This is a genomic window from Rhizobium sp. BK602, from assembly GCF_014195095.1.
In the GTDB taxonomy this organism is placed as follows: Bacteria; Pseudomonadota; Alphaproteobacteria; order Rhizobiales; family Rhizobiaceae; genus Rhizobium.
This window is the reverse complement of record NZ_JACIBC010000006.1, coordinates 533,966-555,398: the sequence shown is the minus strand read 5'-3', so window position 1 is coordinate 555,398 and position 21,433 is coordinate 533,966. Positions and strand designations below refer to the sequence as shown.

Genomic DNA, 21,433 nt, shown 5'->3' with positions numbered 1-21,433 from the left:
CCGATACGACAAACTCCTCGTTAACTTCAGAGGATTCGTCATCATCGCTGCCATAACAATCTGGCTCAGATAGTTAATTCGTCACCACAGCCTAGCCCGAAGCGTGGCCCCCTAATACAATGCCAACCGCTTGCTTCATCATGCGCTCTGCATTCTTGCAGTTTCCAAGCAGAGGGGCCATCTTCGGATAGTACGAGGTGAGTTTTTTGGGGAGGGAAAATGGGGGGCAGTGTAGCTGAAGAAAAGCCCGTTATCCGTACAGAGGCAGAGGTTTTTCAAGAGATTGCCGCCCTCTGTGCGTCGCCCGGATATATTCATGCGATAGCGTACTTCTGTTTTCGGGATAACCTCATCAAGTTCAGTGAAAATCTGGTCGTAAAAGACATGGATTCTCACTATGAGGGCTCCAGTCTTCTCCGCAGTGAAATCTCCACGTTGATCGGCTTAATGGCTCGGGCGCCGATCGGGCTAGAGCTTCCGGCTCCACAGGTCCTGCAAACCTACGTTGAACGCACAGATTCATTGATGAAAGAACTTCATCACGCAATGATGACGGGCGCATTCTTTGGAGGAAAGGATTGGGCTGCGCTTCTCGCAGAAGGTAGGGATCCATTCGATGATGGGGCCGCGATGCGTGAGCCCATCTTTTACGGTGGAGAGTCTGCATACAACTTCCAATACGAGGGCCTGACTGCTCCGAAGTACAGTGCTGACGATCCTTGGCTTGTCGACAAGCGAGGCTTCAGCATTGCCGATGCTCTAACTGTCACAAAGGCGATTGGCAAAGGGCATATTTCCAAGCTTTCTTCGCTTCGCAAGGAAATGCGCGCAAAAAGTCCTGATGAGTGGACCTTTCTGCCTGCTTTTATGTTCACTGCGAAGGAGATTGTTGACGAGTCAGGGCTGGACGCGGCGACTGTGGATGCTGTCCTGCGGGCCTTTCGATTTGAGAGCTACGAGCGCAATGCCCCTTTTACAGGCATCAGTGAATTTAACGAAACAAATGTGCGGCCAATCCTGTCCCTTGCTGAAGGCCCGTATGTCTTGCTTCAGCACTATCAGCTTCAGGAATCGCTGTATGAGTCGCCATTTTTCTGGATGATGGCAGATGATGACTATCGTTCCACCGCCACAGCGCATCGAGGAAGCTTCACCGAAACCTATTCGAGCGATCGACTCAGAGCCGTTTTCGGCGACGCTCGCGTACTGAGAAACATCGACATCTATCGCGGCAAGAATCGATATGCTGAAGCCGACGCATTAGTCCTGTTCGGCAATCATGCGATCGTCGTGCAAGCTAAATCGAAACGGTTGACGCTAGAGGCGCGGAAAGGCAATGACCGCGCACTACGGGATGATTTTAAAAAGGCAGTCGAAAACGCATACGATCAGGCGCTACTCTGTGCAGAGGCCCTGCAGAATCCCAACGCATTCATATTTCGAGATCCGTCCGGAGCTGAGGTAAGGCTCCCCAATTCTATTGATGTCGTCTTCCCGGTTTGTGTTCTGGCCGATCACTATCCCGCCTTGAGTTTCCAAAGCCGTCAATTTCTGAAGGTCCGCGCCACAGGCTCTGTCAAGCCTCCCCTGGTGACAGACGTGTTCACTCTCGATGTCATCGTTGAGTTTCTTGATACCCCGCTACAATTCCTAAACTACCTCGATCTACGGGCTCAGGCATTTGACAAGCTTCTTATCACCAATGAGTTGATCCCGTTTTCCTATCATCTTCGGAACAATCTTTGGCTCGATCCCAAGTACGACATGGTCAATCTTGGGGAGGATTTCACGGCACACGTCGATGTCGCAATGGCAGTGCGGCGGCAAGGCGTATCCGGCAGCCCTGAAGTGAGAGGGGTGCTGACACGGTATCGCGGAACGCGTACCGGAGCGATTCTCGACCAGATTCAAGAAGCAACAATCCCAGAACTGACCGAGTTGGGTCTTTGGATACTACAGCTTTCGGGCCAGACAGCCGATGGTGTGTCGCGGGCTCTTGAAAGCCAAATCCGAGCAGCGTTGAAGGAGCATGTAACAAAAGATCTTACTTTCCCCTTCGAGGATCAGTCTGCCGGATTGACAATTCATCTCAGCGCATTGCCGGATGAAATTGCGCAACAGAAAATCCTTCAGCACTGCCAATTGAAAAAGTACGATCTTAAAGTCGATCGCTGGTACGGGCTCGTCCTTCGCCCAGAAGACCTTGGGATTAGACATGCACTTGTTTTGAATGAGCCGTGGAAGCAAAATATCGCTATGGACAAGGTTCTATCGACACTTCCGCGACGTGCGCCGGTTCGGCTTGAGGCTATGGGGCGGGCTTCCCAAAAGGTCGGGCGCAACGAACCTTGCTCGTGCGGCAGTGGGCTGAAGTATAAGAAGTGCTGTTTGCCTCGATAGCTGCGATTAAGGACGCGGCATTATTGACCGCCTACGTAGACCTGCCAGCGGCGACTGGCAAATCCTTCCTGAACAAACAAACCTGCCAGTCCGCTTCCGGCCCCAAGTCGGTCATTCGTAACTGGCGCGCTGTCGTCTGCTTTTGGCCAACGCGATCGGCGTTTCATAAATTATAAAGGCGTCACAATGACATAGAGGTGCCCAGTTTCATCCTCTCCTGCGCGCCATTTTCTGCCAGATACGCTTCCTATAATCATTGCTGCTGCAGGATAACTGGCGGCACATACATCGGTGTTATGAGACCGTCGCTTTGGATTCGTTTCTGGACATTGGATGGCCGCGAAGCGGATGGCGTCGGTTTCGTGCCGGCATTCTTCTTTCCGGATGGAGGCTGCGCCGCGACCGATTGCGATTCCGTGAGCGTCATTGCCTGGAGTACGGCAAGCGCGAAATCGCTATATGCCTTTCCTCCTTGCGAAAACAGCCAATATTTTCCGTATTGACCCAACGTTACGCATTGCAGTCCACCCGCCGAGCATGAGGCTGGCGGGGTCGAGGCCCGGCTGTGGTATAGCCAGCCATGATGAGGTGGCTTTATCGTCAGCGCCGCCAGATCCTCAGGCCGAATTGGGTCGCCATTTACGGCGTTTGCGTAGAGATCGCGCATGACTTGAACGGCTTTGGCGCTATTGACTGGCGTCACCGAAAGCGTTGAAGAGCTGGAAAAAGACCCGACACTCAATGCAACCTCACTGGTGACACCCGCAGGTGCGAATGTCCGTTTTGGAGAAGCGCTCAATGAGCTGTCATATTTGAGGCTGGCGCCGGAGATATTCGCGAACGCCGGAACCGCGTAGGGATCGTCGATCGCTTTCGAAAGCTGCATCTTTATTTGATCGTACGATGCGGATTCGACGCTGCTCTGATATCTTTTTGCCCCCTGCAGGCTGGCGACATCAGCACAGCCCGAAACAAGTATCGGAAATAAAACGACAAAGAATCTTGTTTTCATAATCGCCCCATTCGCCCATCAAACAATCGCAATAGTTGCAGACATAAGCTCTCGCATATCTTCAATTCCGCCCTTTGGGCTCGCTCCCATCGGGCTTGCCATTTCCCGACCAGACATCGCCTCGCCGCTTGGCCTACCGCCCCAACCACGCCCTCAACCTGCTCCCTCGATGCGGGTCGGCATAGTGAAACAGCGCCGTGGCCCTGATCTTGTCCGGGTCGCAGGGAGCGTTCGTGTGGATCGAGCGATAACCCCAGAAGAAATAGAGGTCTCCGGGCACCATGGAGATGCGCAGAAACCAATCCGGGAGCGATTTCGCCAGGCTGCGCAGACCCCATTGCGTGAGCGGATTGTCGAGCAGGACCTTGTCGACGAGATTGCTGGCATACCAGCGTCTGACGCGCCGGAAGTTCGGCAGGACGATGAGTTCGCCGCTGTCCTTTCCGCTCGGCACCTCGATGGGCAGGAGCACGGTCAGAACGTAGGAATCGAAGTGAAACACCATGGAATGCTTGCGGCCCGTGCTCCCGGTCAGGCATCGCAGGATCTGATAATAGGGCTGGTCGGGCGCGGGTCTCGATGTTGCGATCTCATAAGCGCGCATACAAATGTGCCGGAGCGCCGGCGAGGATGCCATCCTGCCGAGTACGGTTTCGGCGACAGGTTCCGGGCCGCGCAGCATGGTGTAACGATTGCCCGCCTCCGTCACCCTGTCCCGCACGAATTGGCGCAGGGCATCCATGTCGGCGGGCGCGATATAGCGGGGAAGCACGGCATATCCATCGCGATTGATCTCCTGCACCAGCGCTGAAATCTCCTCTTCCGACAATTCGCGGCAATCGGAAGGCTGGCGAGGGTCGGCAGGCTCCGCCGGCTGGCCGACACCTGTCGCAGCGACGAATTCGGAAGCCATATTAGTCCCTCCCCTCATCCATATAGATTCAATTAAAAGTTAAGACAAAACTGTCGTCAACGACGTTTTTCTTTAATAACACGAACTTATTTTGGATATTTCCACCTTGAAAGGAATTTTGTAGCAACAACAATGAGGTATATTTTTTATATTCTTGGTATCGTCTTCTATTTCCGACGTATATTCGGCACGGAAACGGATGGGACTGCCATCCTGAGACGCGGATGAAGTATTCCTGGCCATACCTTTGCGCAATTTTCGGCCGCACCGATTGCACCTCTTCATCGCGAAAATGAGCCGGGCAGATGCCGTCCAGCGACGGCAACACGGCACCCGCCGGTCAGAACCATGAAAAAACTGTAACTTGCCTCTTGCCGCGTTGAGAGCGACATTTCCCCCGCGCCGGATAGATGAGGTGATAGACATGACAGATTTGGAAATGTTGGTCAGACGCCGGATTGAAGAGGAACGTGCCAAGGGGACCTCCCCCGAGCACATCACTCAGATCATCCAGGAGCTCTTCAACAGCGTGGACGCCTCCCAGGCGAGCGCGCCCGTAGCGGTTTCCCGCAGGCGATAGCAGAACCTCCCAGACTGACAGCGGCCGGTCGTGCCGCATGATATCTGCCGATTGACGGACCTTCCACGCTTGCCAGAGGCGCGTGGAAGGTCTTTTCATCTCGTCGATCGTCAGTCGGCCCTTTTCGCACCGAGCCGGTCGTCCAGCGCCGCCAGGATGCGGTAGGCCGCCTCGATACGCTCCGGAATGGGATAGTTTTTGTTGGCCAGGATGACGATGCCGATGCTGCGGCTAGGAATGAAGACGGCATAGGCTGCAAAGCCGCTGGTCGAGCCGGTCTTGTTGAACAGCATCTCGCCATGCGGCGCCTGCGGCGGAACGAGCTTGCCCGCCTTGTTGGCATTGCGCGACATGTGGCTGGAATTCCCTGCCAGCAGCCGGTCAAGGCCGATCGGATAGGCATAACTTTCCCAGCCCAGCCCCTGCCTCATATCGCCGATGCGATAATAGCCGACATGCGTGGCGGCGATTGCGCTGCGCAGCGTCCCGTCCAGCTTCGAGGCGTCCATATTGACCTCGAGGAAACGCAGCATGTCGGTCGCCGTCGTCTTCACGCCATAGGCTTCCGCATCAAGCACGCCCGGCGTCACGCGCCTGGGCTTGCCGGCCGTCGAATAGCCATAGGCATAATTGCCCATCTGATCGCCGGGCACGCGGATGTAGGTGTGGCTGAGGCCGAGGCCCGGAAAAATCGTCCGCTCCATCAGCGCATCGAAGGACTCGCCCATGCTGGCGGCGGCGAGATGACCGAACAGGCCGATGCTCGGGTTGGAATAGAGCCGATGAGTGCCCGGCGCATAGGCCGGGCGCCAGGTCCTGTAATAGGCGATCATCCTGTCCTGATCGGTCACATCGTCGGGAAATTGCAGCGGCAGTCCGCCCGCCGTATAGGTGCCGAGGTCGAGCAGGCTGATCTTGTCGAAGCTGCTGCCGGCAAGCGCCGGCATATATTGGCTCGCCTTGTCGGAAAAGGAGAGCGTTCCGCGCGTCGCGGCATAGGATGCCAGCGTTGCCGTGAAGGTCTTGCTGATCGAGCCGATCTCGAACAGCGTCTCGTCGCTGACCTTCTGCCCGCTTTCCCGCGAAGCGACGCCGTAATTGAAGACGTGCCGCCTCCCCTCCACGGTAACCCCTATCGCCATCCCAGGCACGCCGCTTTTGGCCATGATGGGACGGATAGCTTCATTCACGGTGCGCTCAAGCCGGGCCTGATCGACGCCATCGGCGGCATGGACATTGCTTGATAGAAAAAGAGAGGCGGCGATCACGCCAAGCTTCGGAAAAGACATTGTTTTCATCACGCGGACAAATCCTGTTAGGGGTGGCGAACATGGAAGGGAGTGGCTGGCGACGTCTCAAATCTGCGCCGCGATCCGGCCGATCTCGGCGATGACAGCGTTGCGTTCGTCGGCGGCGATCGCGGGGATCTCGCAGAAGGCCGTGACGATGATCGGCGCCCGGTCCGGCGGCCACAGAATGGCGACATCATTGGCATTGCCGTCCTTGTCGCCGTTGGTGCCGGTCTTGTCACCCGCCAGCCAGGTTTTCGGCACGCCGGCGCGCAGCCGCGCGTCTCCGGTCTTGTTGAGGATCAGCCATGCCGCCAACTGCGAGCGCGACGCCCCGGACAACACCTCGGTAAAAAGCAGCTTTCGCAAGGTCTCGAGCATGGCGCCGGCCGAGGTGGTGTCGCGGATGTCATCGGGGCCGTCATGGTAGTTGAGTTCGGTCTCGGTACGGTCGAGACGCGAAACCTCATCACCAAGGCTGCGGCAGAAGGCGGTCAACGCTTCCGGCCCGCCGAAGCTCTCAAGCAGGAGGTTCCCGGCCGTGTTGTCGCTCCGCGTCACGGCGGCGTCGCAGAGTTCGGCAACGGTCATGCCGGGCGCGCCGACATGCGCCTCGGTCACCGGCGATCCGGATTTCACCAGATCCTTCTCCGTGAAGGTGACGCGCCGGTCGAGTTTCTCCTCGCCCTTGTCGACCCGCGCAAGGACGAAGGCCGCCGCGAGGGCCTTGAAGGTGCTGCACATGAGGATGCGCTCGTCCCCGCGATGATCGAGGCGCTTGCCGTTTCCGAGATCGAGAATGCTGACGCAGATGCGGCCCGCATGCCTGCGCTCCAGCTCGGCCAGCCGAGCCTTGGCGGCCTCTATGTCCGGAGCCCGGCCATCCTGGGCATTGCCCTCGGCATCGAATGCCGCAAGGGCCGGAATAGTGAGCAAACTGCCGGCAAAGGCCTGCCGGCGTGACAATAACATCGTCATTCCTGTCATCCATTTCGGGTTGGTGTTGGAAGGAGAGCCGCGGCCTTGTCGGGCCGACCTCGCCCGATCCACCTGCTCTCTTGACGCAGACTATGACGATGCGTCTTGGCCTAGACAAACGATCAATTCTGAGCTTAGACATGAGAAAAACTTGGGCTAAAGGGACAATGGACATTTCGCAGCTGCCGCTGAACGCCCTGCGCGTCTTCGAAGCCTCGGCGCGGCATTGCAGTTTCACGCGGGCCGGGCTGGAGCTTCGGGTCACGCAAACGGCCATCAGCCACCAGGTCAAGGCGCTCGAGGATGTGCTGGGCGTCACCCTGTTCAAGCGCCTGCCGCGCGGCCTGGCGCTGACCGACGAAGGCCATGCCTTGCTGCCGGTGCTGACCGACGCCTTCCGCCGCATGAGCGCAACGCTCAGCCAGCTCGAGGAAGGCAATTTCGACGAGATCCTGACCGTCGGCGTTGTCGGCACCTTCGCGATCGGCTGGCTGCTGCCGCGCCTTGCTTCGTTTAAGAGGCGGCATCCCCATGTGGATCTGCGCCTGAAAACAAACAACAACCGCGCCGACATGCTGATCGACGGTCTCGATTTCTTCCTGCGCTTCGGCGACGGCGCCTGGCATGGGACGGAAGCGATCCATCTGATGGATGCGCCCCTTTCCCCGGTGTGCACGCCCGCCTTGAGCGAGGGACTTCGCACGCCGGCGGATCTGGCCAATGTCGAGCTTTTGCGATCCTACCGGGTCGACGAATGGCCGCTCTGGTTCAGGGCGGCAGGCGTCGCCCCGCCCAATCTGCGCGGCTGGATGTTCGATTCGTCCCTGACGCTAGTCGAGGCCGCCGCGCGCGGCGTCGGCGTCGCGCTCGTCCCGGTCGCCATGTTCTCTGAGGAGATCGCCGCAGGCCGGATCGTCCAGCCGTTCGAGATCACGGTGCTGACCGGCAGCTATTGGCTGACACGGCTGAAATCCCGCGCTGAAACCGCGTCCATGCAAGCCTTTCGGCAATGGCTGATGGCGGAAATCGAAGAGCTGCCTTAACCGGGCTCGGCTAGTTTCGGCCGTCCGCCGTCAGCGCGAAGAGATTGGTCGGGGCGCCATGCAGCATGAACTCACGCTCGAAAACAAAACCGCATTTTTCCAGAACCTTCCCCGAAGCCGTATTGACGGGGCGCACCAGGCCGATCACCCGCTTGGCCTCCAGCTCGTTGAAGGCGATGTCCAGCACCTGGCCGACGAGTTCCGTCGCATAGCCCCTGCCCCAGCTATCCGGATGCAGATGATAGGAAAGGTTCAATCCCTCGAACTCCTTCGAGACAGTCACGCCGCCGAAGCCGATGAGGCTTCCGTCCGCCTCCACCGCCCAGCGCCCGAATCCATGGCTGTGCCAATGCTCGATATCGCGGGACAGGCGCCGGGCGCTCTCTTCCGGCGTATCCGGCGTCGGATCGGGCCGGTGCGCGACCAGTTCCCACCGGGCGAACAGCGCGGTCACGAAGCCGAGATCCGTCTGCGCCGGCATCCGCAGGCGCAGGCGTTTCGTGCGTCGAATGCGATCAGTCATGGCTCACCCTGGCAATCCCGCCCGAACAAGAGATCCGATGCGGCAGATGGAAATTGCGACGAACACTTTGCGGTCTTCCTTGGATTATGTAAATCGAACGGGAACAAGGATTGGGAGATGATCATGAGCGACGACCTGCTGGGCACCGATGTCAATGCGATTGCGCGCATCCATGGGACTTTCACGCTGCGATCCGGCCAGGTCTCGAACGAATATTTCGACAAATACCGATTCGAATCCGACCCGGCCCTTTTGCGCCGCATAGCGCGACGCATGTTGCAGCTTCTGCCTGGTGATACCGAGGTGCTCGCCGGGCTGGAACTGGGCGGCATTCCGATCGCTACGGCAATGTCGCTGGAAAGCGGGTTGCCGGCCGCATTCATCCGCAAGGAGGCAAAGAGCTACGGCACCTGCAAGGCCGTGGAAGGCCTTGATATCAAGGGCAAGAAAGTCACCTTCATCGAGGACGTGATCACCACCGGCGGCGCGGTTGTCGATGCGGCGAGGCTGGTCAGCGCCGAAGGAGCCGATATTCTTGCGGTCGTTTGCGCGATCTGGCGAGGAAACGGCGAGCCCGCCATTCCCGGCTTGCCTGGCCTGCCTGTCCTCCCGGCGCTGCTGGCATCGCAGTTGCGATAGAGCCGCGACCCTCAAGCATCATATGGCTTCGGCCAAGGGTGCCGGTTCGTAGCAGCAGGCAGCCTTGGAAACACCCATGCGGCATCCGGATTCCTGAAGCGCCTCTCCTACCACTTCCACGAACAATCGGCGAAACCACAAGGCCCTGCTATCAGCCTGGTCGATACGGCGGTAGAGCATCGTCACCGAATCGACCGGCAGATCGAGGGGAAGCTCGGAAACAGTCAGATCATGCAGTTGCGCCATGCAGCGGGCGATCGATTCCGGGATCGTCGCGACGGCCGGCATGGCTCGCAACGTCGTCGGCAGGGCAGAAAAACGCGGGACCGTCGCCACCACCTGGCGGCGATGTCCAAGACGGGCGAGAGCGACATCGATACCGCTGGATGTGCTGCCGTCAAGGGATACGGTAATATGCGGCGCAGCCGCAAAATCCCGCAGGCTGAGCGGCGGCATGCGCTTCAGATGCCGGGCGTCGTAGATGCATAGCGAAGCCTGCTCGAACAGCGGCGCTCGAATATGCCAGGAGGCGGGCTCGTCATGTACGGAGATGCTGAAATCATAGGCCCCCTCGTCCAGGAGACGCGCGGCATCACGCTTGTCGAACGCCACGCCGATCAGGCGTGCTCCCGGCGCCAACTCGCGCAGCCGCGCGACCAAAGGCCCGAAGAAAGCCGATTCGAGATTGTCGCACATGCCGATGCGGAACTCGCCCTGCCAGTTCGCCGGATCGAAAGCGACCGGCGGCCGGATGGCCCGCTCGATGCCCGATAGCGCATCCTCGATGGCGGGCGCGATCGAAAGCGCACGCGGCGTCGGCTGCAACCCGCGTCCGACGCGCACGAACAATTCGTCATCCAGCGTCTCGCGCAGCCGCCGCAAGGCCGCCGACAGGCCGGGCTGTCCCAGCAGCAGGCGCTCGGCGGCACGGCTCACGTTCCGCTCCTGCATCAGCACGGAAAAGGCGAGCAGCAGATTGAGGTCGATCTTTCGGAGCGTCGCATCATTTATCATCACCAGTAATACCTGACATGGTTACTATCAATTTGCAATAGGATTGGAAGCTGTACATTTTCTCGTTCCCTGCCGCCCGCCAACCTCCCGAGAGGCGGCAGCATAGGAAGGAACGATCCGATGACTCTCTCCCAATCCAAAGGCGGAGCGGGGCTGGCATTGCTGCTGCTCTGCGCCGCCAACTTCCTGGATGCCATGGATGTCTCCACCATCGGCGTGGCCCTGCCCGCCATCCAGACGGAGCTCGGCATGCAGGCGACATCGCTGCAATGGGCGGTCAGCGCCTATGTGCTCGGCTATGGCGGCTTTCTGTTGCTGGGCGGCCGTGTCGCCGATCTTTTCGGCCATCGCCGCGTGTTCCTCTGGTCGCTCGGCATCTTCGCCGCCGCCAGCATCGCCGGCGGCTTCGTCGACAGCGCGCCGACGCTGATTGCCGCCCGCCTGATCAAGGGCATAGCCGCAGCCTTCACCGCGCCGGCAGCACTTGCCCTGCTGCTCTCCGTCTTCGGAGAGGGCAACGCTCGCGCCAAGGCGCTCGGCGTATTCTCCTCGACGGGTGCGGCCGGATTCGTACTCGGCATGGTACTGGGCGGGGCGGCAACCATCGTCAGTTGGCGCGCGACCCTGGTCATGGGCGCACCCGTCGCCATCCTCGCGCTGATTGTCGCCCCCTTCGTCCTGCCTGCCGATCACAAGCGAAGCGGCCCACGCGCCCGCTTCGACTGGGCCGGTGCGCTGACGATAACACCCGGACTGCTGCTGTTCGTCTTCGGCGTCACCAACGCCGCTGCCGATGGTTGGCGGGCCTTTCCCACCTGGGGAGCGCTGGCGGCCGCTCTGGTCCTGATCCTGCTCTTCCTGCTGGTGGAGTCCCGTCATAGCGATCCGATGGTGCCGCTTGCCATGTTCCGCCGACCCAAGCTCAGCCATGCCAACGCCGTCGCCGCCCTGTTCCAGGGTGCCTATGTCGGCTTCCAATTCACCGCCACGCTCTATTACCAGACCGTCGTGGGCTGGTCGGCTTTCGCCACCGGCTTCTCCTTCGCCATTGGCGGTATCTGCGTGATGTTCCTGGCACCTCGCTTTGCAACGATCGGACAAAACCGGGGCACCACCGGGCTGATGACGCTCGGCGTCGCCCTGCAGGCCGCCAGCTATGTCTTCTGGGCGATCTCGGCCGGGCATATCGATACGATCGTGCTCGTCGGCATCTCCCAGATCGTGCTCGGTCTCGGCTACGCCATGACCTATCCGTCCGTACAGGTCGCCGCACTTGCCGACGTCGCCGACGATCAGTCGGGCCTGGCCTCCGGCATGCTGTTCGCCTCCTTCCAGATCGGCGGCGGCATCGTGCTGGCGGCGGCATCGGCCATCTTCAGCGCGGCTCCGGGGTTCGGCTGGGATTCCTACATCGCCGGCACCGCCTTCGTCGCGGCCCTGGCAACGGCGATCACTGTTCTGGCGGCCATGGGCCCGCGCGGCGCCACGGCACGTCCGGATGCCTACCAGGCGGCAGAATAGTCTGCCCCTCATACCCGCGCCGGATCGGCGCGGGTATGAGCAATGGCGCCCGCCCCTCTCAACGCCCTTGCTATTCATTGACTTCACACCGACGTTGCAAGATGCTGAAAGCAACGCTGAAACCCCGGCTCCAAGGGACCGCATGCCGTCCGGCCGGGAATGCATCAGGCGGCAAACAGGCAAGGGGAGACTTCACCCATGTTCGACCACATCTCGATCGGCGTCAAAAGTCTGGAGAGATCCCGGCAGTTCTACGATGCCGCCTTGGCACCTCTCGGCTATGAGCGGCTCTCAAATTTCGACGGCACAGTCGGCTACGGCACCGAGCGGCCGCAGTTCTGGGTGAGCGAAGTGGAGCGCCCCGTGCCGGCGGATCGCGGCTCCGGCCTGCATTTCTGTTTCGTCGCGCCAAGCCGGGAAGCGGTGGATGCCTTCCATGCCACCAGCCTTGCCCAGGGCGGCGAGGACAATGGCAAGCCGGGCATCCGGCCGGATTATAGCCAGTTCTATTATGCCGCCTTCATCATCGACCCCGACGGCTATCGCCTCGAGGCCTATTTCCAGACCGACGCGTAATCACCGCGCACCCCGTCCCATAACCATCTGATGTTTCAGGCTGCTGTCAGGCTTCTGTCATAAATGAATGGCGAGGCGGGATCGGCCGCGCCGTTGCGCAGGCGCTTGCGATCTCCGTCCGATCTTGCATTCGATGACGGAAGGCCGCGTTTCCCGATGTACAATGACTCCGTTGCATACCCGAAACGCACGACCTCCCTCAGCAAACCCCTCCTATCCTTTCTCGCACTGTTCGCGGCCTGGTGGCTGCTGCTGCTCTTCTTCAACAGGTTCCCGCAGGTCGATCTTTCCGTCGCCCGCGCCGCCTTCACCGGTATGCCTTGCGACCCCGGCAGTCCCGCAGACGAGATCTGCGGCATGTTTGCCTATGACCGGAACCCGCTGTTCACATTTCTGCGCACCATCACGCTCGCCCTGCCCTACATCGCGGTGCTGGTCCTGCTCGCGATCCCCGTCCTCTCGTGGAAACGCCATGGGGCATTCTGGCGAACGCCGCTGGTCGACCGATGCATCGCCGCGCTGGTGTCGCTGACGCTCGGCTGCGGTCTTATCGTCAACCTCATCCTGAAGGCCTATTCGGGCCGGCCGCGTCCCCGCAGCACCGATCTGTTCGGCGGGGCGCTGGATTTTGTCCAGGCCGGCTCCTTCGCCGGCAAATGCCTCAGAAACTGCTCCTTCATCTCCGGCGAATCGGCCTCGGCTGGCTGGCTTCTCTGTCTCGTCCTGCTGCTGCCGCCGCGCTGGCGGCTGCCGCTGGGCCTGCCGCTTGCCGTCATATCCCTGTTGATGCCGACCATGCGCGTTCTCACCGGCGCGCATTATCTGTCCGACGCCGTCCTCGGCTGGCTCTCGTCGCTGGTGATCTTTGCCGCCGTGCTGACCGCGTTCGGGCTCTGGAGCTCCAGATCGCCGCAGCCCGCATGAAATCAGACTGGTTCAGCCGGCTTCCGGAAGACGGCGCGGCCGGCGACCACCCGCCTTCCCGTTGCCGACACCGGCAATTGCCTTGCGGACACGCGCGGTGAGTTCGGCGAGCCCGAACGGCTTCACGAGATAATCGACCGCGCCGATATCCATCCCGTTCATCCGATCGGAAATCTGGTCATAGGCCGACAGAATGATCACGGGCGTCGCCCCTGCCCGTGCGCCCATGGAGCGCAAGAGCTCCAATCCACTTCCATCGGGCAGGCGCAGATCGAGGAGAATCACATCGTAGAGGCTGGCGGCGACCGCCGTCCGTGCGGACCTCAGATCCGTCGACCAGTCGACGGCAAAGCCCTCGGCGCGCAGATGATCCTGCACCGCATTGCCGATGGTGATATCGTCTTCGACCAATAGAACCCGCACGCCTGCTTCCCCATTCGAAAGGGATGCTATGATCGGGATTGCTGACGGCGACCTGAACCGACGCGACGACGCGGCAAAATGCGCGTGGAAGCAAAATGGGATAGCGGTTCACAGGGAAAGGTTGTTCAGGTAAATGTCAGGAAACGGTGGGCATGGTCGCGCGCTCAACAGTCGAGCTGCGGCCGGTGCGCCACGGCGTGCGGCTTTCCGGCCCCATGGCCGGGAATGCCTTGGAGAAAACCTTTGAACGACATAAATAATCAGCCTGGCGGACGAAGCATCCGGCCAGCAATCGGCAGCGTCACGCTTTGCCTTATAACCACGCTTTATATACTTCTTGTGACAAACAGCATGTTCTGGACCAGGGCATACGGTTATTTCACGGCCGAACCCACTGCCTTTATCGCCTTCGTCCTCGGCATCTCCGCAGCCATCATGGCGCTTTTCACCTTTTTCTCCGCCAAATACGTCACCAAACCGACGCTCATCTTCTTCATTCTGGTTGCGGCGGTCTCCTCCTGGTTCAACGATCAGTTCGGAGTGACCATCGACAAGGAAATGATCCGCAACGCCGCCGTCTCGACGGGTGCCGAGGCTGGGCATCTGATCACGCCGCGTTTCGCCATGCATGTGCTGCTGACCGGCATCCTGCCCTCGCTGGTCATCATCTGGGTGCGTATCGTGCATCGCCCCATTCTCTGGAAGCTCGTCCATAATACCGCGGTCATCCTTGCCTGCGTGGCGGTCTTCATCGTGGCCGGCACCAGCTATTACAAGACCTTCGCCGGCGTCGGCCGGGCCCATCGCGATCTCATGGACACCCTCAACCCGGTGATGCCGATCACCAGCGCCGTGCGCTACGTCATCGATTCCCAGAGAAACGCGAATGTCGTCGCAGCACCGCTTGGGACGGACGCGCACAGGGTCGGCGCCGTCGACAACGGCAAGCCTCGCGTCACGATCATCGTCGCCGGCGAAACCGCGCGCGCGCAGAATTTCTCGCTCGGCGGTTACGGCAGGCCGACCAATCCGGAATTGGCGAAGCAGAACGTCGTCTATTTCCCGGACACCACGAGCTGCGGAACGGCGACGGCGACATCCATCCCCTGCCTGTTCTCCGTCTATACGCGGGCGCAATATAGCCATCGCAAGGGTCTCGAAACACAGAACCTGCTCGACGTCCTCACCCACGCCAAGGTCGACGTGACCTGGCTGGACAACGATACCGGCAGCTACAACGTCACCGATCGCGTTTCCTACACCTACCTGCCGACCTCGGCCGATCCACGCTTCTGCAAGGACGGCGAATGTCTCGACGCCATCCTGGTCGACAAGGTCGACAACTGGCTGGATCATATCAAGGGCGACAGCGTCCTCGTGCTGCATCAGCTCGGTAGCCACGGCCCGGCCTACTATCAGCGCTATCCGGAGGAATTCCGCCGCTTCACGCCCGATTGCCGTGCCAATGATTTCGGCAAATGCAGCCAGGAAGAGATCAACAATGCCTATGACAATACGATCCTCTACACGGATCATATCGTCTCGACGGTGATCGACAAATTGAAGCAGCGCTCCGGCTCGATATCCGGCGCCGTCATGTATTTCTCGGATCACGGCGAGTCGCTTGGCGAGAACGGCATCTATCTGCACGGCACGCCCTATATGATCGCCCCGCCGGAGCAAATCCATGTGCCCTTCCTCGTCTGGATGGCCGACGATCTGGCGAAGACCGCCGGCTACGATATGGTCTGTGTCGCGAAACAGGCGAGCGCGGGCAGCCATTCGCACGACAACATCTTCCACAGCGTCCTCGGCATGATGGACGTGGCGACGAAGGTCTACGATCCCAGTCTGGACGTGTTCTCCGCCTGCCGCCGCTCGGCAAACAAGCTCGCGCAAGCAAACTGACGGCAGCAGGCCGGCCAACCGAATGGCGGGATCGCAGGCGCGAACCCACCATTCAACACGCCCGGCTCAAAGCCGCGCCGGCTGGCGCACGGTGCGCTCGTTTTCGACGTTGCCGGTGTTGAGCGTCGTGTTCCGTTCCAGGAGCACGACCTCGCATGTCGGCTCGGCGACGGGACAATGCTCGACGCCATGCGGCACGATGATATAGTCGCCGGGACCGAGGACGACATCACCGCCCCTCTCCTCCCGCAGTTTCATCCGCAGCGTCCCTTTGACGACGAGGAAAAGCTCATCCTCCTCTTCATGATGGTGCCAGTGGAAGGCACCATCCAGCTTGACGAGCTTGATCTGGAAATCGTTGATATCGCCACCGATCCTCGGGCTCCAGGTCTCGTGAAGGGCCGCGAAAGCCTTTGCGAGATTGACCTTTTTTAGCTCCGTCATGATTTTCCTCCCTATCACTACGGCGGCCTTGCCAAAGACAACGCGCATCCATCGATGCCGGTATATCGAATTTCTCGAATGGAACCGACGAAACTTTGCGGATAGTTCGCCGGAGCGAAGACGCGTACACGCCATCTCACAATCATTGCTCCAGGCAACGGGAAAGATCATGACCGCACATATTGTCGAATTCGGGCTCGATACGTTCGGCGACGTCACCCATGACGACGGTGGCAAGCCGGACTCTCACGCACAAGTCATCCGCAACGTCATCGAGGAAGGCGTGTTTGCCGACCAGCTCGGCATCGATTTTTTCGGCATTGGCGAGCATCACCGCGAGGATTTCGCCATCTCCTCACCGGAAACGGTCCTTGCCGCCATCGCGGGCCGTACCTCGCGCATCCATCTCGGATCGGCGGTGACGGTTCTGAGCTCGGACGACCCGATCCGCGTCTTCCAACGCTTCTCCAGCCTGGATGCGGCCTCGAACGGACGCGCCGAAGTGATCCTCGGCCGCGGCTCGTTCACGGAATCCTTCCCGCTCTTCGGTTTCGAATTGTCGGATTATGAAAAGCTGTTCGAGGAAAAACTCGACCTTTTCGCCGCCCTGCTGACCAACGACCCGGTGACCTGGCAGGGCGGCATCCGGCCGCCGCTCGTCAACCAGCGCGTCTTCCCAACGATCGAGAAGGGCCACCTGAAGACATGGATCGGCGTCGGCGGCAGCCCGGCTTCTGTCGTGCGCGCCGCGCACTACAACCTGCCCCTGATGCTGGCGATCATCGGCGGCAGTCCCTATCGCTTTCGGCCCTATATCGATCTCTATCACAAGGCCTTCCAGCAACTGGGCGGCACGGCGCAGCCGATCGGCATCCATTCGCCGGGCTATATTGCCGATACCGACGATCAGGCGCGGGAGGAGCTATGGCCCAGCTACAAGGCGATGCGCGACCGCATCGGACGTGAGCGCGGCTGGCCGCCCATGGCGCGCGACGAATTCGAAAGCGAGATCGAAAACGGCTCGCTCTATGTCGGCTCGCCCGCAACGGTCGCCGCCAAGCTCGCACCGGTCATCAAGACGCTTGGGATCGACCGCTTCCAGCTCAAATACAGCGCCGGCACCCTCAGCCACCAAAAGCTGATGCGCTGCATCGAGCTTTACGGCCGCGAGGTCATCCCCGCCGTGCGGGCTGCGATCCGGTAACCCCGTTCATTTGAACGGCCATCGTGCGGCCCATGGCGACGGCGAAGCGGCGCGCCATCGCCAGAATCCTGTTGCCATGCTTTTGTAGTAAATGCTACAAATATCGACTATCGTAGTATTTGCTACAAATCGATCATGGAAGCACGGGCATGGCGACGGACGCTGCATCGCAGCCGCAGACAGCGCTTGAAGGCGCGACATTCGAGAGCCGCGTGCTGGCCATGCTCGACAGGCTTGCGCCCGCCGAGCAGCGCATGGCCCGCTTCTTCATCGACCAGGGGCAAGCGGTGCTGTTGAACTCCGCCGCCCAGATCGCGCAGCTCGCCGGCGCCAGCGATGCGACCGTGGTGCGCACCGCCCGCGCGCTCGGGTTCGAGAGCCTCTCGGCGCTTCGCGCCGCCATGCTTTCGGACCTGACGGCATCTCCCTCCCCCGGCAACCGCCTGGAACGGACGCTGGCCGAAACCGGCGGCGGCGCCGCCGACGCCCTTCATCATGTCATCGGCATCCACGAAGCCACGCTGGAGGTTCTGCGACGCCCGGATATTGCCGCAGGCTTCGCCCGGGCCATCGATATTCTCGCGGCGGCAAACCGGCGTCATGTCTTCGGGATCGGCCCTTCAGGCGCGATGGCGGATTATGCCAGCCTGCAATTCAACCGCATCGGCCTGCCCACCACCGCACTGTCGGCATCCGGCATCGCTCTGGCGGACCGCCTGCTGCGGATCGGCAAGGACGATGCCGTGCTGATGATGGCCTATGCGCCGCTCTATCGCGAGGTCGACATCGTACTCGACCAGGCGAGGCGCCACGGCATACCGGTGATCCTGATCAGCGATGATCTCGGCGCGCTGGTCGCCGACAGGGTCGCGGAAATCCTGCCGATCCCGCGCGGCAAGGCCGATCATCTCGCCATGCATGGCGGCACCCTGGTGCTGATCGAAGCGATGATCGTCGCCCTCGCGGCACGCCGTCGCGAAACCGCACTCGACAGTCTCGACCAGCTCAGCTCCCTGCGCGGCGCCCTCGACAGCGCCTGGAGCAAGCGGGGAACCAGAAAACGAAAATAGCCCGCGGGAACAAATCCTATACGCCATTCGGGAATCACTGCATGAGCAACCTCACGCCAATTCTATCCACCGTCACCGCCTCCTTCCTCGGCTCCTTCGTCGAAGTGGTGGAAGCCTTCACCATCGTCCTGGCCGTCGGCGTCACGCGAAGCTGGCGCCCGGCGCTGACGGGTGCAGCACTCGCGCTTGCCTTGCTTGCCGCCCTCGTCCTCGTTTTCGGGCCGCTGCTGGCGCTGATACCGATCCACACCATGCAGTTCGTCATCGGCGTTCTGCTGATCCTGTTCGGCATGCGCTGGCTGCGCAAGGCGATCCTGCGATCGCTCGGCGTCATCGCCCTGCACGACGAGGAAGCCGCCTTTTCCAAGGAAACCGCTATGCTCCGGCAACAATCCGGGGATCGGCGCGCCGATTATCTCGCCGGCCTCGCCGCCTTCAAGGCAGTGCTGCTGGAGGGTGTCGAGGTGGTCTTCATCGTCATTGCCGTCGGCGGCGCCCATGGCATGACGGTCTATGCCGGCTTCGGCGCCCTTGCCGCCTTCGTTCTGGTCATGCTGATCGGCCTGCTCGTGCATCGCCCGCTCGCCACCGTGCCGGAAAACACGCTGAAATTCGTGGTCGGCCTGATGCTCACCAGCTTCGGCATCTTCTGGACGGGCGAAGGCATGGGCGCGGACTGGCCGGGCGAGGATCTGGCCCTGATCGCCATCTTCGCCATCGTCTCGCTCACCTCCTTCCTCATCGTTCGCGGTCTTCGAGGCTCGACCGGAAAACCCACGGCAAAGGCAGCACAATGAACATTGTCCGCATCATCCTGTCCGAAGTCATCGGCATGTTCATCGACGATGGCAGCCTCGCGACCCATTGCCTGATCCTCATCCTGGCGATCGCCGGGGCCGTCGAATTCCTTGCCCTGCCGCCGCTTGTCGGCGGGTTCCTGCTCTTGGCCGGCTGCCTTGCCATCCTGCTCTACAGCGTGCGCCGCGGCATCAGACGATAGATCGACATTCGCGCCGCCTCTCGACACGAGACCGGCGAGAATGCGAAGCTTCGCCGCAGTTCGGCGCAAGGGAGAATCATTCAGATGAGCAGTGCCTATCCGGAGATCTACCTCGTCCGCCACGGCCAGACGGAATGGAGCCTGTCCGGCAGGCATACCGGGCGAACCGACATTCCACTGACGGCCGCCGGCGAAGAGGCCGCGCGCAAGCTCGCCAGCCGCCTGCCCGCCATCGATTTTGCTGCCGTCTGGTCGAGCCCGTCGCAACGCGCCCGCAACACCTGCGCGCTGGCGGGCTTCGGCGAGGCCGCCGTGATCAAGGATGACCTGGCCGAATGGGATTACGGTGCCTATGAAGGCGTCACCACGAAGGAAATTCTTGCCGAGCAACCCGGCTGGCAACTCTTCCGCGACGGCTGCCCGAATGGCGAGACGGCCGCCGATGTCGGCGCGAGAGCCGACCGGATCATCGCCGGCATCCGGGCGGTAAACGGTTCCGTCCTGATCTTTTCCAGCTCGCATTTCCTGAGGGTCTTCGCCGCCCGCTGGCTCGGCCTGCCGCCGGAAGGCGGTGAGCATTTCATCCTCGACACCACGAGCATCAGCGTGTTGGGCTATGAGCACGACCTGAGCGAGTCCGTCATCCGCCGCTGGAACCAGACCTGAGCGATCCTCGGCATTGGCATTATATCTGCCAGATACCAGGGCAATCGCATATGGGGAGGATGAGCACCGTAAACTCCTTCTCCCCTCGGGGAGAAGGTGGCCCGAAGGGTCGGATGAGGGGGTCTTTCCCCACGACAAGAGTGACCTTTCGCTAACGCTCAAGGTGCTCGTCGTTCTACTCCTCGCCCCCCTCATCCGCCTGTCGGCACCTTCTCCCCGCTGGGGAGAAGGGGTTGCGCGGCAACACGGCCGCTCGAATAGCTCAGACATCGAACGCCCACGCTTACCAGGCGGCCAGCCCCAGCAGCTTTTCGCCCAGCGGCGTCAAAACCGCCGTCTCGGCATTGTGCTTTTCCCATTCGCGCGGATCGCCGGGAAAGGCGTCACGCTTGGGATGATCGCGCTCGCGCCACAGACGGATGCGCTCTTCCCGCTCGGCGACATTGTCGAACTCGGCCGGATGCATGGAAATATATTGCGCCATGCGGACGCGGTTCTCCGCATGGTTCGGGCGGACGCCATGGGCCAGCAGCGAGTTGAAGATCATCAGATCGCCGGGTTCCATGTCGATATTGACGACTGAAAGCCCGGCCATGTCGGGATGCATCGGGTCGCGGTCGGCCGGCTGCGTCCTTTCCCACGTCTCGAAATGCTCGAACAGTTCCGGCACGCACTGAAACCCGCCGACATCGCCGTCCTGCTTCTTCAGGCTCAGAACGCCCTGTACGCCGATCGGCAGCGGCCGGATCGACGTATCCACATCCCAATGGATGAAGCCGTTCGGATTGCCCTTCACCTTCTTCGGCGGGTTGAGATTGGCGCGGTCGATCGTCACCCACAGGTCCTCGCGGTCCCAGATATCGACGAAGGCGTCGTAGATGCGCTCCTCCATGCGATTGTCCCAGAGCGCCTGGTGATTGTAGATTTCCAGCATGCCGGTATTGTTGAGTTCCTTCATCTTGTGCTCGCGGCGCTGTGGTGCATACCATGTCGAGGGATCGTTCGGGTCCTTCTCGTCGAAGGCCCAGAGCACCTCCGCCAGCCGCGCGACATTGGCAGCCGGAACCGCCTGACGCACGATCACATAGCCCTTGGTGATCCAATGCTGCCAATCCTCCAGCGAGAGGACCCGCAGCGGCAGGGTCTTGCGGATGTCCTTCAATTGCGTCGTGACCAAAGAAGCGGTCGGGTGTGCATCTCGTTTCAAAGCCTGCTGCATATGATCCTCCCATCTGATGAACGCCCAAGGTCTCAGGCGATAGCCGATTTATAGGGGGAGGCCCGCCGGTCATGTTGCCCGCCTCTG

At 60.8% G+C, this 21,433-nt stretch carries 21 protein-coding genes; 12 read left to right on the top strand and 9 right to left on the bottom strand.

The features are described 5' to 3' along the window. Positions 1-219: 219 nt before the first annotated feature. A complete protein-coding gene (locus FHX11_RS29975; RefSeq protein ID WP_184360617.1) occupies positions 220-2,400 on the top strand; it encodes an SEC-C metal-binding domain-containing protein in 2,181 nt (726 codons plus the stop codon). 253 nt (positions 2,401-2,653) lie between these two features. Here the strand turns inward: FHX11_RS29975 and FHX11_RS21840 are convergent, their stop codons facing one another. The 4 genes from FHX11_RS21840 to bla form a co-directional block, all read right to left on the bottom strand. Further along, positions 2,654-3,412: a hypothetical protein gene (locus FHX11_RS21840; RefSeq protein ID WP_246781100.1), complete on the bottom strand. Its 759-nt coding sequence runs from the start codon at positions 3,410-3,412 to the stop codon at positions 2,654-2,656. Between the two features lie 133 nt (positions 3,413-3,545). After that, entirely contained in the window at positions 3,546-4,325 is a 780-nt protein-coding gene (locus FHX11_RS21835) for a hypothetical protein (protein ID WP_184360614.1), read from the bottom strand. Positions 4,326-5,015: 690 nt separating this feature from the next. Beyond that, positions 5,016-6,203 (bottom strand): class C beta-lactamase, encoded by a 1,188-nt coding sequence (gene ampC, locus FHX11_RS21830; RefSeq protein ID WP_184360611.1) that lies wholly within the window; start codon positions 6,201-6,203, stop codon positions 5,016-5,018. Positions 6,204-6,260: 57 nt separating this feature from the next. After that, positions 6,261-7,172 (bottom strand): class A beta-lactamase, encoded by a 912-nt coding sequence (gene bla / locus FHX11_RS21825; protein WP_184360608.1) that lies wholly within the window; start codon positions 7,170-7,172, stop codon positions 6,261-6,263. 167 nt (positions 7,173-7,339) lie between these two features. Here bla and FHX11_RS21820 point away from each other — a divergent pair, with 167 nt between their 5' ends. Then, positions 7,340-8,215, top strand: a complete 876-nt coding sequence (locus FHX11_RS21820) for a LysR family transcriptional regulator (RefSeq protein WP_184360605.1) — start codon at positions 7,340-7,342, stop codon at positions 8,213-8,215. A 10-nt stretch (positions 8,216-8,225) separates the two neighbouring features. Here FHX11_RS21820 and FHX11_RS21815 read toward each other — a convergent pair whose 3' ends face one another. Further along, positions 8,226-8,738, bottom strand: a complete 513-nt coding sequence (locus tag FHX11_RS21815) for a GNAT family N-acetyltransferase (RefSeq protein WP_184360602.1) — start codon at positions 8,736-8,738, stop codon at positions 8,226-8,228. 123 nt (positions 8,739-8,861) lie between these two features. On the opposite strand from FHX11_RS21815, the gene pyrE reads away from it, so the two are divergent. Beyond that, the gene (gene pyrE, locus FHX11_RS21810) at positions 8,862-9,377 is read left to right on the top strand and encodes an orotate phosphoribosyltransferase (RefSeq protein WP_184360599.1); all 516 of its coding nucleotides are present in this window, start codon (positions 8,862-8,864) and stop codon (positions 9,375-9,377) included. 18 nt (positions 9,378-9,395) lie between these two features. Here the strand turns inward: pyrE and FHX11_RS21805 are convergent, their stop codons facing one another. Beyond that, entirely contained in the window at positions 9,396-10,391 is a 996-nt protein-coding gene (locus FHX11_RS21805; RefSeq protein ID WP_184360710.1) for a LysR family transcriptional regulator, read from the bottom strand. 120 nt (positions 10,392-10,511) lie between these two features. Here FHX11_RS21805 and FHX11_RS21800 point away from each other — a divergent pair, with 120 nt between their 5' ends. From FHX11_RS21800 to FHX11_RS21790, 3 genes are all read left to right on the top strand, one after another. Beyond that, positions 10,512-11,912, top strand: coding sequence for an MFS transporter (locus FHX11_RS21800; protein WP_184360596.1), 1,401 nt, complete (start codon positions 10,512-10,514; stop codon positions 11,910-11,912). 198 nt (positions 11,913-12,110) lie between these two features. Further along, the gene (locus tag FHX11_RS21795; RefSeq protein WP_184360593.1) at positions 12,111-12,488 is read left to right on the top strand and encodes a VOC family protein; all 378 of its coding nucleotides are present in this window, start codon (positions 12,111-12,113) and stop codon (positions 12,486-12,488) included. Between the two features lie 156 nt (positions 12,489-12,644). Beyond that, a complete protein-coding gene (locus FHX11_RS21790; protein ID WP_184360589.1) occupies positions 12,645-13,412 on the top strand; it encodes a phosphatase PAP2 family protein in 768 nt (255 codons plus the stop codon). A gap of 12 nt (positions 13,413-13,424) precedes the next feature. Here FHX11_RS21790 and FHX11_RS21785 read toward each other — a convergent pair whose 3' ends face one another. Further along, positions 13,425-13,835, bottom strand: a complete 411-nt coding sequence (locus FHX11_RS21785) for a response regulator (protein ID WP_184360586.1) — start codon at positions 13,833-13,835, stop codon at positions 13,425-13,427. 225 nt (positions 13,836-14,060) lie between these two features. Between FHX11_RS21785 and FHX11_RS21780 the strand changes: the two genes are divergently transcribed. Continuing rightward, the gene (locus FHX11_RS21780; RefSeq protein WP_184360583.1) at positions 14,061-15,743 is read left to right on the top strand and encodes a phosphoethanolamine--lipid A transferase; all 1,683 of its coding nucleotides are present in this window, start codon (positions 14,061-14,063) and stop codon (positions 15,741-15,743) included. Between the two features lie 66 nt (positions 15,744-15,809). Here FHX11_RS21780 and FHX11_RS21775 read toward each other — a convergent pair whose 3' ends face one another. Then, complete coding sequence (locus tag FHX11_RS21775) at positions 15,810-16,187, bottom strand: cupin domain-containing protein (protein ID WP_184360580.1); 378 nt, start codon at positions 16,185-16,187, stop codon at positions 15,810-15,812. 169 nt (positions 16,188-16,356) lie between these two features. Between FHX11_RS21775 and FHX11_RS21770 the strand changes: the two genes are divergently transcribed. The 5 genes from FHX11_RS21770 to FHX11_RS21750 all read left to right on the top strand — a co-directional run bounded on the left by FHX11_RS21770 (position 16,357) and on the right by FHX11_RS21750 (position 20,127). Next, positions 16,357-17,391, top strand: a complete 1,035-nt coding sequence (locus FHX11_RS21770) for an LLM class flavin-dependent oxidoreductase (RefSeq protein ID WP_184360577.1) — start codon at positions 16,357-16,359, stop codon at positions 17,389-17,391. Positions 17,392-17,540: 149 nt separating this feature from the next. Further along, on the top strand, positions 17,541-18,461 hold the full coding sequence (locus tag FHX11_RS21765) for a MurR/RpiR family transcriptional regulator (RefSeq protein WP_184360575.1): 921 nt from the start codon (positions 17,541-17,543) through the stop codon (positions 18,459-18,461). A 41-nt stretch (positions 18,462-18,502) separates the two neighbouring features. Further along, on the top strand, positions 18,503-19,258 hold the full coding sequence (locus FHX11_RS21760) for a COG4280 domain-containing protein (protein WP_184360572.1): 756 nt from the start codon (positions 18,503-18,505) through the stop codon (positions 19,256-19,258). Then, a complete protein-coding gene (locus FHX11_RS21755; protein WP_184360570.1) occupies positions 19,255-19,461 on the top strand; it encodes a hypothetical protein in 207 nt (68 codons plus the stop codon). Before FHX11_RS21760 ends, FHX11_RS21755 begins: the two co-directional genes overlap by 4 nt. Before the next feature lie 84 nt (positions 19,462-19,545). Beyond that, positions 19,546-20,127: a histidine phosphatase family protein gene (locus FHX11_RS21750; RefSeq protein ID WP_184360567.1), complete on the top strand. Its 582-nt coding sequence runs from the start codon at positions 19,546-19,548 to the stop codon at positions 20,125-20,127. A 283-nt stretch (positions 20,128-20,410) separates the two neighbouring features. Here the strand turns inward: FHX11_RS21750 and FHX11_RS21745 are convergent, their stop codons facing one another. Then, positions 20,411-21,346: a phytanoyl-CoA dioxygenase family protein gene (locus tag FHX11_RS21745; protein ID WP_184360565.1), complete on the bottom strand. Its 936-nt coding sequence runs from the start codon at positions 21,344-21,346 to the stop codon at positions 20,411-20,413. Positions 21,347-21,433 lie beyond the last annotated feature (87 nt).

Excerpts from the sequence above, each read along its gene's own strand:
- FHX11_RS21790 (WP_184360589.1), top strand. The coding sequence starts at position 12,645 with ATGTACAATGACTCCGTTGCATACCCGAAACGCACGACCTCCCTCAGC.
- FHX11_RS21815 (WP_184360602.1), bottom strand. The coding sequence starts at position 8,738 with ATGACTGATCGCATTCGACGCACGAAACGCCTGCGCCTGCGGATGCCG.
- FHX11_RS21745 (WP_184360565.1), bottom strand. The coding sequence starts at position 21,346 with ATGCAGCAGGCTTTGAAACGAGATGCACACCCGACCGCTTCTTTGGTC.
- FHX11_RS21820 (WP_184360605.1), top strand. The coding sequence starts at position 7,340 with ATGGACATTTCGCAGCTGCCGCTGAACGCCCTGCGCGTCTTCGAAGCC.
- FHX11_RS21775 (WP_184360580.1), bottom strand. The coding sequence starts at position 16,187 with ATGACGGAGCTAAAAAAGGTCAATCTCGCAAAGGCTTTCGCGGCCCTT.
- bla (WP_184360608.1), bottom strand. The coding sequence starts at position 7,172 with ATGACGATGTTATTGTCACGCCGGCAGGCCTTTGCCGGCAGTTTGCTC.
- FHX11_RS21760 (WP_184360572.1), top strand. The coding sequence starts at position 18,503 with ATGAGCAACCTCACGCCAATTCTATCCACCGTCACCGCCTCCTTCCTC.
- FHX11_RS21780 (WP_184360583.1), top strand. The coding sequence starts at position 14,061 with ATGCCTTGGAGAAAACCTTTGAACGACATAAATAATCAGCCTGGCGGA.
- FHX11_RS21840 (WP_246781100.1), bottom strand. The coding sequence starts at position 3,412 with ATGAAAACAAGATTCTTTGTCGTTTTATTTCCGATACTTGTTTCGGGC.
- FHX11_RS21805 (WP_184360710.1), bottom strand. The coding sequence starts at position 10,391 with ATGATAAATGATGCGACGCTCCGAAAGATCGACCTCAATCTGCTGCTC.
- FHX11_RS21800 (WP_184360596.1), top strand. The coding sequence starts at position 10,512 with ATGACTCTCTCCCAATCCAAAGGCGGAGCGGGGCTGGCATTGCTGCTG.
- FHX11_RS21770 (WP_184360577.1), top strand. The coding sequence starts at position 16,357 with ATGACCGCACATATTGTCGAATTCGGGCTCGATACGTTCGGCGACGTC.
- FHX11_RS21765 (WP_184360575.1), top strand. The coding sequence starts at position 17,541 with ATGGCGACGGACGCTGCATCGCAGCCGCAGACAGCGCTTGAAGGCGCG.
- ampC (WP_184360611.1), bottom strand. The coding sequence starts at position 6,203 with ATGAAAACAATGTCTTTTCCGAAGCTTGGCGTGATCGCCGCCTCTCTT.
- FHX11_RS21795 (WP_184360593.1), top strand. The coding sequence starts at position 12,111 with ATGTTCGACCACATCTCGATCGGCGTCAAAAGTCTGGAGAGATCCCGG.
- pyrE (WP_184360599.1), top strand. The coding sequence starts at position 8,862 with ATGAGCGACGACCTGCTGGGCACCGATGTCAATGCGATTGCGCGCATC.
- FHX11_RS21835 (WP_184360614.1), bottom strand. The coding sequence starts at position 4,325 with ATGGCTTCCGAATTCGTCGCTGCGACAGGTGTCGGCCAGCCGGCGGAG.
- FHX11_RS21755 (WP_184360570.1), top strand. The coding sequence starts at position 19,255 with ATGAACATTGTCCGCATCATCCTGTCCGAAGTCATCGGCATGTTCATC.
- FHX11_RS29975 (WP_184360617.1), top strand. The coding sequence starts at position 220 with ATGGGGGGCAGTGTAGCTGAAGAAAAGCCCGTTATCCGTACAGAGGCA.
- FHX11_RS21750 (WP_184360567.1), top strand. The coding sequence starts at position 19,546 with ATGAGCAGTGCCTATCCGGAGATCTACCTCGTCCGCCACGGCCAGACG.